At 69.8% G+C, this 13,195-nt stretch carries 12 protein-coding genes; 9 read left to right on the forward strand and 3 right to left on the reverse strand.

Translation table 11 applies throughout. The features are described from left to right. Window positions 1-241 precede the first annotated feature (241 nt). From OG828_RS12320 to OG828_RS12355, 8 genes are all read left to right on the forward strand, one after another. Window positions 242-1,255: a hydroxyacid dehydrogenase gene (locus OG828_RS12320; RefSeq protein ID WP_328501149.1), complete on the forward strand. Its 1,014-nt coding sequence runs from the start codon at window positions 242-244 to the stop codon at window positions 1,253-1,255. A 572-nt stretch (window positions 1,256-1,827) separates the two neighbouring features. Further along, a complete protein-coding gene (locus OG828_RS12325) occupies window positions 1,828-2,916 on the forward strand; it encodes a LacI family DNA-binding transcriptional regulator (protein ID WP_328501150.1) in 1,089 nt (362 codons plus the stop codon). 380 nt (window positions 2,917-3,296) lie between these two features. Then, window positions 3,297-4,631 carry an ABC transporter substrate-binding protein gene (locus tag OG828_RS12330; protein WP_328501151.1) on the forward strand — a complete coding sequence of 445 codons (1,335 nt, stop codon included), beginning with the start codon at window positions 3,297-3,299 and terminating at the stop codon, window positions 4,629-4,631. Window positions 4,632-4,642: 11 nt separating this feature from the next. Beyond that, window positions 4,643-5,527 carry a carbohydrate ABC transporter permease gene (locus tag OG828_RS12335; RefSeq protein ID WP_328437910.1) on the forward strand — a complete coding sequence of 295 codons (885 nt, stop codon included), beginning with the start codon at window positions 4,643-4,645 and terminating at the stop codon, window positions 5,525-5,527. Further along, window positions 5,527-6,450, forward strand: a complete 924-nt coding sequence (locus tag OG828_RS12340; protein WP_328354282.1) for a carbohydrate ABC transporter permease — start codon at window positions 5,527-5,529, stop codon at window positions 6,448-6,450. The genes OG828_RS12335 and OG828_RS12340 overlap by 1 nt, the downstream gene beginning before the upstream one ends. 207 nt (window positions 6,451-6,657) lie before the next feature. After that, complete coding sequence (locus tag OG828_RS12345) at window positions 6,658-7,698, forward strand: LacI family DNA-binding transcriptional regulator (RefSeq protein WP_328354285.1); 1,041 nt, start codon at window positions 6,658-6,660, stop codon at window positions 7,696-7,698. A gap of 67 nt (window positions 7,699-7,765) precedes the next feature. Continuing rightward, entirely contained in the window at window positions 7,766-8,782 is a 1,017-nt protein-coding gene (locus OG828_RS12350) for a DUF5954 family protein (RefSeq protein ID WP_328501152.1), read from the forward strand. 126 nt (window positions 8,783-8,908) lie between these two features. Then, window positions 8,909-9,298: a VOC family protein gene (locus tag OG828_RS12355; protein WP_328501153.1), complete on the forward strand. Its 390-nt coding sequence runs from the start codon at window positions 8,909-8,911 to the stop codon at window positions 9,296-9,298. Window positions 9,299-9,326: 28 nt separating this feature from the next. Here OG828_RS12355 and OG828_RS12360 read toward each other — a convergent pair whose 3' ends face one another. Continuing rightward, complete coding sequence (locus OG828_RS12360) at window positions 9,327-10,010, reverse strand: helix-turn-helix transcriptional regulator (RefSeq protein ID WP_328501154.1); 684 nt, start codon at window positions 10,008-10,010, stop codon at window positions 9,327-9,329. Between the two features lie 10 nt (window positions 10,011-10,020). Further along, the gene (locus OG828_RS12365; protein WP_328501155.1) at window positions 10,021-10,959 is read right to left on the reverse strand and encodes an AraC family transcriptional regulator; all 939 of its coding nucleotides are present in this window, start codon (window positions 10,957-10,959) and stop codon (window positions 10,021-10,023) included. An 80-nt stretch (window positions 10,960-11,039) separates the two neighbouring features. On the opposite strand from OG828_RS12365, the gene OG828_RS12370 reads away from it, so the two are divergent. After that, on the forward strand, window positions 11,040-11,876 hold the full coding sequence (locus OG828_RS12370) for an NmrA family NAD(P)-binding protein (protein WP_328501156.1): 837 nt from the start codon (window positions 11,040-11,042) through the stop codon (window positions 11,874-11,876). A 44-nt stretch (window positions 11,877-11,920) separates the two neighbouring features. Here OG828_RS12370 and OG828_RS12375 read toward each other — a convergent pair whose 3' ends face one another. Beyond that, window positions 11,921-13,072: a YihY/virulence factor BrkB family protein gene (locus OG828_RS12375; protein ID WP_328354303.1), complete on the reverse strand. Its 1,152-nt coding sequence runs from the start codon at window positions 13,070-13,072 to the stop codon at window positions 11,921-11,923. Window positions 13,073-13,195 lie beyond the last annotated feature (123 nt).

Below are 13,195 nucleotides of genomic sequence, written 5' to 3' on the forward strand. Positions count from 1 at the left end.
GGTGATCTCCGTGGAGGTTCCGGGAACCGGTTGCCGCGAGCGGGTTCCGGTGCGGAAAATGGAGTAACCGATTTCTGCGTTTCTGCCGCCTCGTCCTGTTCTGCATGCGTGTACGCCGCAGAAACGGCTTGGAGAGAGTGCGTATCCTCCAGTGCGTCCAACTGATTGACCCGCCGTTCTCGGCAGATCTACCGTAGAAGGCGCTTTCTGAAAACGTTTCTATCAGCATGTCAGGAGAGTCATGCCCAGCCCGCACCCGCCGAGGGCCGTGTTCGCGATGGATCCGGTGCACCTCCCCCTGCTTTTCCCTCCGCCGCTGATGGCCCGGCTGAAGCAGGCGTCCGACATCGACCCCGCCCTCGTCGTGCAGGACCTCACCGACCCAAGGACAGCCGGCGCCCTCACCCGGGCCGAGGTGCTGATCACCGGCTGGGGCTGCCCCCACCTGGACGCCGACGCCCTCGTGGCCGCGCCCGAACTGCGCACCGTCCTGCACGCGGCGGGCTCGGTCCGTTCGCTGATCGGTGACGCCCTGTGGAAGCACGGCGTCACCGTCTCCAGCGCGGTGACCGGCAACGCGCTGCCGGTCGCGGAGTACACGCTCGCGATGATCCTGCTCGCCGGGAAGGACACGTTCACGCACCGCGAGCGCTTCCGCGCCACGCACACCTACCCGACCAACGAGGAGACCGCCTCCACCGGCAACGTCGGCCGCCGGATCGGCGTCATCGGCGCCTCGCGCGTGGGCAGACGGCTGCTGGAGCTGCTGCGGCCCTTCGACTTCACCGTGTTGCTGCACGACCCGTACGTCAGCCCCGCCGAGGCCGCCGAACTCGGGGCCCAGCTACTGTCGTTGGAGGACCTCCTGCGGCACAGCGACATCGTCAGCCTGCACGCCCCCGACATCCCCGAGACCTACCGGATGCTCGACGGCGACCGGCTCGCCCTCATCCGGGACGGCGGCGTACTGATCAACACCTCGCGCGGCGCCCTGGTCGACCACGACGCACTCACCGACGAGCTGGTCTCCGGCCGGCTGCACGCGATCCTCGATGTCACGGAGCCAGAGCCGCTTCCGGCTGGATCGCCGCTGTACCGACTGCCCAACGTGTTCCTCACGCCGCACATCGCCGGGTCGCTCGGGAACGAGTTGGAGCGGCTGGGGCGGATTGTGGTGGAGGAGATGGAGAGGGTGGGTGGGGGGGATGCGTTGGTGCATGAGGTGCGGGTGGGGGATTTGGGGCGGGTGGCTTGAGGGTGGGGGGTTGGGGGTGGGGGGTTGGGGGTGGGGGGTGCGGTCTTGCGGGGGCGGTGGATTGGCGCCGAGAACCTTGCGGGGGGCGGTGCATTGGCGCCGAGAACCTTGCGGGGGCGGTGCGTTCCCGCCGAGACACCCTGCAGGCGGCGGCGCGATCACGCCGAGCAGCCTTGCAGGCGACGGCACCTTCACGCCGAGAGCCCTGCAGGCGACGGCACGATCACGCCGAGCAGCCTTGCAAGCGACGGCACCTTCACGCCGAGCAGCCTTGCAGCTGGCGTGCCGAATATCTGGCTCGGTCGCCTCCGGGGGCGCTTAATGCCGGTGTCGAGACGGCGATCGTGCTCGACGCTTCGCGCCTCCGCGCGTTCGCCGTCTCGACACCGGCGCGCCCCCTGCGGCTCCCTCGCGGCCGGCGCGTGGGACCAGTGGGGGTTGGTGGGCCCTTGCCCGGGGTTGGGCGCAGGCTCAGTGGGCCGGAGTAGGCATGGGATACGGTTTCTGTACCGGTGTCTGGCAGGTGCTGGGCGTGGGTGGGACGGGGTTATGACGGTGAAGGAGCCGCAGGGGTGAGTCAGCGCAGGGCGTCTTCTGACGTCGGTCGGGCCACCATCCGGGACGTGGCGGAGCGGGCGGGTGTTTCGGTCGCGAGTGTGTCGCGCGTTCTGTCCGGCAACTACCCGGTGTCGGAGGATCTGCGGCGTCGTGTGATGAAGGTCGTCCGGGACCTGGACTACGTCACCAACGCCCACGCCCGTTCGCTGGCCGGCGGTGGTACGCCCACGGTGGCGATCCTGATCGACAACATCACCGGTGCGGCGTTCGCCCACGTGGCCAAGGGCGTCGAGGGCGCCGCCACGCTCCGGGGCTGGCTCTCCCTGGTCGGCACCACCGGGAACGACCCCGAGCGGGAACTCGCCCTGGTCAACCTCATGCGCCAGCAGGGCGTCGCCGCGGTGGTCCTGCTCGGCGGTGCCTATGACCACGACGAGTACCAGCTGCGGATGGCCCGTTTTGCCCGCTCTCTCGACGCGGCCGGTTCCCATCTCGTCCTGGTGGGCCGGCCGTCCCTGGAGGGCGACGTGCCGGCGACTACGGTCGACTACGACAACGAGGGCGGCGCCTACGCGATGGCGAGCCATCTGCTGTCGGCCGGTCACCGCAAGGTCCTCGTCCTGCCCGGCGACGCCGAATTCAGCACCGCCCGGGGCCGGTTGAAGGGGGCCCAGCGCGCCTTCGAGGCGTACGGCGTGCCCTTCGATCCGGGCATGGTGCGGTACGGCCCGTACGACTACCAGCACGGGTACGGGGCCGTGGAGGCAAGCCTGCGAGACGGGCCGGACTTCACGGCCGTGCTCGCCGGGACCGATGTGCTCGCCGCGGGCGCCATGCAGGCCCTGCGCGCGGCCGGGCTCAGGGTTCCCGAGGACGTGTCGATCGTCGGCTACGACGACATCCCGCTCGCCTCCCAGCTCACGCCCCAACTGACCACCGTGCACGTGCCGTACGAGGAGATGGGCCGCGTCGCCCTACGGGCGGTGGCCGACCGGCGCGAGGGCAACACCGGCCGCGGCAAGGGCAGCGACGGCGACCATCTGGTGCTGGGCACCCATGTCGTCGTACGCAACTCCGTGCAGCCGCCCGCTCGGCGCGACTGACGGAGGATGGATTGGTGTTCGTTACGTAAGCGTTTTCCGAAGGCTTTGCCGGGTCGGGGGCGGGGGCTTCGAGAACGTTGTCGACGGTCGTTCGAGGGCAGGGTGTACCGCCGCTGAGCTGGTCATTTGCCCTCTTGTTCGTGATCGCCGGGCATGCGTCCACGCATAACTTCCTGGACCTACCCGCGTAACAAAAGTTCCGCACCCCTCTTGCTATGCGCGCGGGCGTCGGCCTACCGTCCCTGCAACCGCTTACTACAGCTTCCGCTTGGCCGACCCCCCGCAACCGCGAGCCGCCGGTTTCCGGCCGCCGTTCCTGGCCAGCCCACCGAGCCGCCGCCGTTCCGCAAGAACGCCCTCATCCGAAGGATCACGGTCAGATGAACTTCACCATTCCCCGGAGAAGGTTCGCCTCCGCCGCCGTCGCGGGTCTCGCCCTCGCAGGTCTGCTCTCGGCCTGCGGTGGGTCCGGCTCCGGCTCCGGGGAGGACTCCTCGGGTCCGGTCACCCTGGACTTCTGGGGCTGGGCCAACGGCCAGGAGGCCGTCGTCAAGGCGTTCAACGCCAGTCACAAGGACGTCCAGCTCAAGTACACCAAGGTCACCGACCAGTTGACGATGCAGAAGCAGCTGACCAACGCGGTCAAGGCGGGGAACGCGCCCTGTCTGGTGCAGAACACCGGCGAGTACGTGACGAGTTGGGTGTCCCAGGGCGCGCTCGCCGACATCACGGAGTATGTCGAGGGTGAAAAAGGCAAGTTCAATCCTGGGGCCTGGACGACCGCTCAGGTGCAGGGCAAGTTCTACGGCGTCCCCACCAGCTCCTCGCCGAACTTCACGATCTACCGCACCGACATCTTCGAGAAGTACGGCATCGAGCCCCCGGCGACCTGGGACGACTTCATCGCCGCGGGCAAGGAGCTGAAGAAGCACAACGTCAAGATCACCAACTACGCCGGTGAGGACCCGAGCACCCTGGAGGTGCTGGCGATGCAGGCCGGGGCGCACTGGTACTCGATCGACGGCGACGCCTGGAAGGTGGACTTCCAGGACGCGGGGACGCTGAAGGCCGCGAAGGTGATCCAGGAGGTCATCGACAACGACCTCAACTCGAAGCTGTCCTTCGCCGACTACGCGGCCGTGCAGCGCAATTACGACAACGGCTCCACCGCGACCCGGCAGATCTCGACCTGGCAGATGGCCGGCATGGTGCAGAACTTCACCAAGTCGTTCGGCGACTGGGCGCTCTCGCCGTGGCCGACGTTCAAGGGTGAGGCGGCCAAGACCCCGGCGGGCACCAATCTGACCGCCAGCGTGACCCTGGTGACCGAGGACTGCGAGAGCCGGCAGCAGGCCGCGGAGGCGGCTCTGTGGATGTCCACCGACACCACCGCGGTGAAGACGATGGCGAGCCCGGAGACCGGGAACGGCGTGATGCCGGCCCTGGCCGACAGTGACACGTACGTCCCCGAAGCGATCTCCGAGAAGCTGCTCGGCACGAACTACGCGCCTGCGCAGAAGGTCGTCAAGGACAGCCTGGGCACCGTCACCACCGACTGGACTTTCGGCCCGAACTGGACGGCCATGTTCACGGAGATGCAGGCCGGCTGGGCCAAGGTCGTCAGCAAGGAGCAGAAGGTCACCGATCTGCTCGCGCACATGCAGGAGTGGACGGTCAAGGATCTGAAGTCCCGCGGTATCAGCGTCAAGGGCTGAGGCACTTCCACATGATTCGCTCCCAGCGCTGGAAGGGTGCCGCGTTCACGGTCCCCTTCCAGCTCGGCTTCGTCTTCCTGTACCTGCTCCCCATCGGTTACGCCGTCTACCAGTCGCTCTATCGCGAGCAGCAGTCCGGGCTCGGGCTCGGCGGCGCCACCGAGCAGTTCGCCGGCTTCGACAACTACCGGCAGGGTCTGACCGACTCGGCGTTCATGGGGTCCGTACTGCGGGTGATGCTGTTCGCCTGCGTGCAGATCCCGGTGATGCTGCTGATCAGCCTGGCGCTGGCGCTGCTCCTGGACGCGCTCACCTCGAAGGTGGCCGGCCGGTTCCGGATCCTGCTGCTGGTGCCGTACATGATCCCCGGCGTGGTCGCGGCCATCGTCTGGATCAACCTCTACAGCCCCGAGGTCGGCCCGCTCACCCCGCTCGGCGAACTCTTCGGCTTCGACTGGAACTTCTTCGCCCCGTCGATGGTCTGGCCGGCCATCGGCAACCTGCTGACCTGGCACGGCATCGGCTACAACATGGTGATCATCTACTCGGCGCTCCAGGGCGTACCCCGTGAGCTGTTCGAGGCGGCGCGGCTCGACGGTGCCTCCGAGTGGCGGATCGCGCGCAGCATCAAGATCCCGTTCGTGAGGGGCGCGCTGGTCCTGACCGGCATGCTGTCGATCATCCAGATGCTGCAGATCTTCAACGAGCCCGCGCTGTTCCGGAACGTCACCCCGCAGACGGTCAGCGACACCTTCACCCCGATCATGATCATCTACAACCAGGCGTTCAACGCCGGCAACTACCACTACGCCGCGACGCTGTCGGTGCTGCTCGCCCTGATCCTCGGTGTCGCCTCCTTCCTCTTCTACAAGCTGACCTCGAGGGAGGTGGACTGATGGTGCTGACGGACAAGGCCATGAAGGACACGAAGGAGTCGGCGGGCCGTCCCGTCCGGCGCCTGAACCGGCCGGACTCCGCCGCCCGCTCCCGTGGCGGCCAGCGGTTTCTGCTCGTCGGGCTGATCCTGGCCAGCATGTACAGCCTGTTCCCGGTGTGGTGGCTGATCGTCGCCTCGACGAAGGACCGCACGGGCCTGTACCAGTCGAACGGCCTGTGGTTCTCGGGCTGGCACCTGTGGGACAACCTGGAGCAGCTGTTCACCTACGAGGACGGCATCTTCCTGCGCTGGACGGCCAACTCGTTCCTGTACGCGGGCCTCGGCTCGCTCGGCGGCACGCTGCTCGCGCTGGCCACGGGCTACGGACTGGCCCGCTTCGAGTTCCCCGGGCGCAATCTGGTGTTCGCGGCGGTGGTCGGCTCGTTCCTGATCCCGATCGCCCTGCTCACCCTGCCGCTGTACCTGCTGTTCTCGGAGATCGGGCTGGTCGACACGCCCTGGGCGATGCTGATCCCCTGCCTGATCAATCCCTTCAGCGTCTATCTGGCCAAGGTGTACACCGAAGCGACCATCCCCTACGAACTCCTCGAAGCCGCCCGCATCGACGGCGCCGGCGAGCTGCGGATCTTCTTCAGCATCGTGCTGCGCATGATGACGACGGGCGGGGCCACGGTGTTCCTGCTCGCCTTCGTGAACACCTGGAACGCCTTCTTCCTCCCCCTCACCGTGCTGCGCGGCGAGGAGAACTGGACCCTCAACCTGGGCCTCTACAACTGGTCCGGGAAACGCCTGGAGTCCGGCGTCGACCTGACCAGCCTGGTGCTGACCGGTGCCCTGCTGTCCATCGTCCCGATGGCGATCATGATGGTCGCGATGCGCCGCTACTGGCGGACCGGCGTCACCTTGGGAGCCCTCAAGTGACCCAACTGCCATACGCGGTCCCCGGCTGACCGCTGACTCCGTTCGAAGTTTCGAAAGCCCAGGCCCGTCGGATCACGCCGAAGTCCGGCCTCTTCCCGCCGAACTGTGGTGAACCTAGGGTAGGAAGCGCTTACTATTTCGCGCCGACTGTTTCTGCGCTGGTCGAAACTTTCATGGCCCCGCGGGCGGGCCGGAGAGGTGGGTCCGATGGGCCGTACAGGGAGTGCGAGCGTGGCGGCCGGGCCGACGCTGGCCGTGGTCGCCCGGGAGGCGGGCGTGTCCGTGCCGACCGCGTCCAAGGTCGTCAACGGCCGGGAGGACGTGGCACCCGAGACCCGCCGCCGGGTCACCGAGGCGCTGGACCGGCTCGGTTATGTGCGCAGACCGAGGTTCGACACCGCGAGGGTGTCCGGGATGGTCGACCTGGTGCTGCACTCGCTGGAGAGTTCCTGGTCGGGTGCGGTGCTGCACGGGGTGGAGGCGGCGGCCCACGACGCCGGTCTGGAAGTGGTCGTGTCGGCCGGTCCGAACCGGACGCGGGTCGGCCGTCCGGAGCGCGGCTGGCTCGACAAGCTCACCGCACGCGGTTCGTCGGGCGTGCTGTTCAACCTGGCGGAGCTGACGCCGTCCCAGCACGCGTGGCTGGAGCAGCACCGCATCCCGTACGTGCTGATCGACCCGGTCCTCGATCCGCCGCCCGGCGTGGTGTCGGTGGGCGCGGCGAACTGGCACGGCGGGGTGACGGCGACCGAGCATCTGCTGTCGCTGGGCCACGAGCGCATCGCCGTGGTCGCCGGCGGCACGCACACGATGTGCAGCAGCGCGCGGATCGCCGGCTATCGCTCGGCGCTCGTGACGGCGGGGATACGGCAGCGGCCGGAGTACGTCCGGCACGCCGGCTTCGACCAGGGCGCGGCCCGCCGCCGCACGCTGGAACTCCTCGACCTGCCCGAGCCGCCCACCGCGGTCTTCGTGTGCTCGGACCGGATGGCCCTGGGTGTCTACGAGGCCCTGGCCGAGCGGGGGTTGAGCGTGCCGTACGACCTGAGTGTCGTCGGTTTCGACGATCTGCCCGAGGCCCGCTGGACCACGCCGGCCCTCACCACGATTCGCCAGCCGCTGTCGGAGATGGCGGCGACGGCCCTGCGGCTGCTGGTCCGCATGATGGAGGGCGACCGGCCGGAGAGCACCCGCACGGAACTGTCCACGCGGTTGGTGCAGCGGGAGAGCACGGCCCCGGTCCGGTGAGTCAACCATCACGGTTGTTGCATCGGAACGGCCTCTGCGCATACCGATCGACCGCGACAATGCGTGTATGACTGATGACTGGCAGCAACGAATCGACGCCCTCCAGGAGGAGTTGGTCCGTCGTGACGACCCCGCCGCCTGGGTGCGGGAGGCCGACGCGATGGAGGCTACTGTGCGGTATCCCCGCATCGCCCTGCGCGGGCCGGTGTTCGGGATCGCGGCGCAGGACCCGGCCGTGGGGCCCCAGTGGCGGGTGGTGAAGCCGCTGGTGGACGGGATGCCTCAGGTGGCGCGGGACGGGCTGCAGTCGCATCTGTTCTTCACCGCGAAGGACGACACCGACGATCCGGCCGTACGGCGTGAACTGCTGGCGGCGGTGGAGGTGTTGGAGCGGGAGCCGGCGGACGAGGTGACGGCGTGCGGGGTGCGGTACCGGGTGGTGCGCGGGGACGAGTTCGCGCGGATGGGGGACGACGGTCTGGAGCCGCCCCGGCCCACCGACCGGGAGCCGGTGGAGCGGTCGTGGGATCGGCAGACGCGCCACACGCCCCTGGACGTGGAGTTCGTCCTCGATCCGGAGCACCTGGACGGGCCGTCCGCGGGCGCGCTGACGCTGGGGCTGCGGGACTTCGCGTACCGGGGCTCCCGCTTCCCCGCCGACGTGCGCGCGGATTCCGAGCGGGCGGTCACCACACATCCCGAACTCGTGCTGCTGCCCACGGGTTTCGGTGTGGTCGAGCGCGGTGGCGACGGCTGGCATCCGCGCAGCACGCTGCAGCCCACGCCGCATGACGCGCGGCGCGTGCTCTATGACGGGATGGCCGAGATCTGGGCCATGCTGTACCAGTTCGACGACACCAAGAAGGCCCGGTACGCGCGGGCGGCCGAGGAGTACCGGGCGCTCGGCCACGCCGACGAGTTCGAGGTGGACGGCCAGGTCTTCCGGATCTGCCGGGTGGAGCGGTTGCTCCGCACGGGTGCGGACGGGCCGGAGATGCCGCGGGCGTCGGACGTGGACGAGTACGGGCCGATGAAGATGCATCCGACGATGGATCCCTTGGATGGCAGCCTCACTCATGAGTGAGGGGTGCGTAGTCGATCGCCTGCGGGCCGGTGGGGGCTTGTCGCGCAGTTCCCCGCGCCCCTTTCGGGGCGCTGCTGTGTCCGATTCTTTCAAGACCCCCGTCGCTGCGCTGCCTACGGTGGTCGCATGACTCCACGATTCGATGCGATCGGCCTGATCGTCGCCGATATGGCTGCCTCTGTCGCCTTCTACCGCCGAGTCGGCTTCGCCTTCCCCGAGGGGGCCGAGAACGGACCGCACGCCGAGGCCCAACTGCCCGGCGGGCTGCGGCTGATGCTGGACACCGAGGAGATGGTCCGGTCGATTGTCGCCGGGTGGCAGCCTCCGGCCGGTGGTGGCCGGCATTCGCTGGCGCTGCTGTGCGACAGCCCGGGTGAGGTGGACCGGGTGTACGAGGACCTGGTAAGTGCCGGGTACGAGGGCGGACACAAGCCGTGGGACGCCGAATGGGGCCAGCGGTACGCGGTGGTACACGACCCGGACGGACACGGGGTCGACCTGTTCTCCCCCCTGTGACGGTTCGGCAGCGCGCCCCCTAGGGTCGTCACCGTCCCAGTAGTTGGCTGAGCGGCATGCCCGCCAACTCCCGCACATCCCGCGCGAGATGTGCCTGGTCGGCGAAGCCCGCCCGTACCGCCGTCTCGGCGAGGGGAACCCCATCACGCGCCAGCGCCAACGCGCGTTGCAGGCGCAGGACCCGGGCGAGCGTCTTGGGGCCGTAACCGAAGGCGACCAAAGCGCGGCGGTGCAACTGGCGGGCGCTGAGTCCGAGTTCGTCGGCGGTGGCGGCGACCGGGCGGCCGGTGTCGAGTGCCGCGACGACCCGAAGGAGCAGCGGGTCGGGCGGGTCGGTGTCGGCGGCCCGCTGCAACGCCACGTCCTCCAGCGCCGTCATGGGGTCCGCGGCCGCCTCGATACGGCCGCGCAGGCGTCGTACCTCCGTGGCCGGCCACAGGTCGGCCAACTCCACGCGCCGGTCCCGCAGTTCGTGTGCGGGGACGCCGAGGAACGCGGGCGCGGTGCCGGGGTAGAAGCGGACGCCCGCCCAGTGGCGCGGGCCGCCCTGGGGAACGTATGCCTGGGTGTCGGGTCCCGCGACGAGCAGCCGACCCTCGTTCCACAGCAGGTCCATGCAGCCGTCGGGCAGTACGGGCCGGACGACAGGGTCCTCGATGGTCCGGCGCCACACGACCGCGCCCGGCAGCCGGGACGCCCGCTCGGTGTACACGTACGAAAGGCTACGACGTCACCCGCGTGCGATGCTCCTGCGGACTCACGCCATACACCCTCTTGAAGGCGCTGGACAGGGCGAACGCGCTGCCGTAGCCGACGTGGCGGGCGATGGCGGCGATGGTGTCGTCGGTGGTGCGGAGGCGGTCCGCGGCGAGGGCGAGGCGCCAGCCGGTGAGGTAGGACATCGGGGGTTCGCCCACGAGGTCGGTGAAGCGGCGGGCGAGGGCGGCCCGGGAGACGCCGGCCTTGGCGGCGAGGGAGGCGACCGTCCAGGGGTGGGCCGGGTCGTCCTGGACGAGGCGGAGGACGCGGCCGACTACGGGGTCGGCCAGGGCCCGGTACCAGGCGGGGGCCTCCGCGTCGGGGCGGGAGAACCAGGCCCGCAGCGCGGCGATGACCAGCAGGTCGAGAAGGCGGTCCAGGACGACCTCCTGGCCCGGTTCGTCGCGGACGATCTCCTCCATGAGCAGCGGGGTGAGCGGGCACTGCCACACATCGGAGGTGAGGGTGATCAGCGGCGGCAGCGCGTCAAGGAGCCGGCCGCTGATCTCGCCCTGCATCGGGTAGGTGCCGATCAGCATCACCGCGGAGCCGTCGAGCCGGTCGCCCCAGGTGCGGACGCCGAGGTCCATGGAGCCGTTCAGGGAGCGGCCGTCGGGGTAGCGGCACTCCTGGCCCGGCAGGATGAGGGCCTGCGGGGCGGTGCCGGGGGCGTCGGCGCAGGTGTACGGGTCCGGGCCGCGGGCGATCGCCAGGTCGCCGGGCGTCAGGCGAACCGGCTCCCCCGTGTCCGGCAGGATCCAGGCGGCGCCGCGGACCATCAGCATCACCGTGAGCGGGGCGCGGTCCTCGATGCGGATCGCCCACGGCGGCTCGAAGCACGCACGGATCATGAAGGCGCCACGCGCACGTGGACCCTCGAGAAGGCCTGCGAGAGCGTCCATGAGGCCAGCGTAGACGCGCACGTATGGGAATGAGCCGTTCAGCGATGGGCTGTTGGCGCGCGCTGCCGTTGGCTGGAGGCATGACGGAGAACACGCAGAACATGACGGTTGTGGTGACCGGCGCCTCCGGGCGGACCGGCAGCCGGGTCGCCGACTCCCTGCGGGGCGCCGGCCTGAGCGTGCGCGCGGCCTCGCGCGCCCGGGGTTTCGACTGGGAGGACCCGACGACGTGGGCGGACACCCTGCGGGACGCCGACGCGGCGTATCTGATGTACCCGTCCGACGTCGGCTCCCCGGCGGCGGCCGAGGGCATCGGCGCGCTCGCCCGGGAGGCGGTGGGGCTCGGCGTACGGCACCTGGTGCTGCTGTCGGCGCGCGGCGAGGAGCAGGCACGGGCGACCGAGGAGGCGCTGAAGTCGTCGGGGGCGGACTGGACGATCGTGCGGTGTACGTGGTTCGCGCAGAACTTCAGCGAGGGGCCGCTGGTGGAGGGGCTGGTGCAGACGGGCGAGCTGGTGTTCCCGGCCGGTGAGGTGCCCGAGCCGTTCCTGGACGTGCGGGACATCGGGGACGTGGTCGCGGCCGTGCTGACGTCCGGGTCGCTGTATGCGGGGCGGACGCTGGAGCTGACGGGGCCGCGGCTGCTGAGCTTCCGGGATGCGGTGGCGGAGATCGCCGCGGCCACCGGGATCGAGCTGAGGTACACACCGGTCCCGGCGCGGGCGTACGGGGAGTTCCTGACCGGCATGGGCGTCCCGGCCGAGGAGGCGGACTTCCTGGTGGAGGTCTTCGAGGGGCTGCTGGACGGGCGCAACGCCCATGTCACGGACGGGGTGCGGGAGGTGCTGGGGCGCGAGGCGCGGGACTTCGCGGAGTTCGTACGGGAATCAGCGGCGGCCGGCGCCTGGAAACGCTGACCGGGGCCGAGCGGACCTCGGAGCCGGGGGTGTGACACGGGCTCTCACTGCCCCTCCGGCGTCCCCGCCTCCTCCCCCTTCGGCGCGCTCTTCGCATGGGTGCGCAGGCGTGAGGTCACGTCCTCCGGGGGGAGGAAGCGGGACCAGCGTTCGGGGAACTCGGACGGCATGTCCGGGTCGTCGGGGTCGGTGTCGCCGCGGTGGGCGGCGGCGCGGGCGACGTACTCGGCGACCTGGGCCTCGCGCATCCGTTCGTTGGCGGCGCGGGCCGCGGCGGTGGCGGCGGCCGGCCAGACCCGGTCGATGGCGGCGTTGACGGCGGCCCCGACGAGGACGGCGAAGGCGGACACGCCGATCCACAGCATCACGGCGACGGCGGCGGCCAGCGAGCCGTAGATGGTGGCGCCCTCGACCGTGTTGGTCAGGTAGATCCGCAGCAGGAAGCTGCCCAGCACCCACATCCCGAGGGCCACCAAGGCGCCCGGCACGTCCTCGATCCACGGCGAGCGCACCGGCACGGACACGTGGTACAGCGTCGTCAGGAACGCGATGGACAGCACGATGACCACGGGCCAGTACAGCACCTGCACGAGGGTCTCCGACCACGGCAGGACGTTCAGCACCGCGTCCGGGCCCGCCACCATCAGCGGCAGCGCGACCGAGCCGATCACCAGGGCCACCAGGAAGAGCACGAAGGCGACCAGCCGTGTCTTGACGATGCCGCGGACGCCGTCGAGGCCGTACATCACGGTGATCGTGTCTATGAAGACGTTCACCGCACGCGATCCCGACCACAGCGCGAACAGGAAGCCGATGGAGATGACGTCGGGACGGCCGCCCTTCATCACGTCGTCCAGGATCGGCTGCGCGATCTGCGAGACCCCCTTGTCCGACAGGACCGTGCGGGAGGCCTCCAGAAGGTTCGTCTCCAGGCTGCTGATGGTGTCGGTGCCGGTCCAGTCGTCGACGTAGCCGAGCAGCCCGATCATGCTCAGCAGCAGCGGGGGGACGGACAGCAGCGTGAAGAACGCCGCCTCCGCCGCGAGACCCAGGATCCGGTACTCGATGCACGAGTTGACGGTGTCCTTGAGCAACAGCCAGGCGGTCCGGCGTTTGGAGACGTTCCGGTAGAGGGCACGAGCCCGGTGGAGACGGCCTGAGGGGGGCGTCTCGGAGGAATCACTTGCTGGCTGCACGAACCAAAGGTATCCGCCGCGGGACGCTCGGGCTCATCCCCTGGTGGCGCGGCCGGGTCACCGCGTCCGTCCCCTGTGAGGCGCGTCGTGCCAGTGTGGTGACCCGCGCCGTACCGAGGGGTA

The sequence above is a fragment of the Streptomyces sp. NBC_00457 genome, from assembly GCF_036014015.1.
GTDB lineage: Bacteria > Actinomycetota > Actinomycetes > Streptomycetales > Streptomycetaceae > Streptomyces.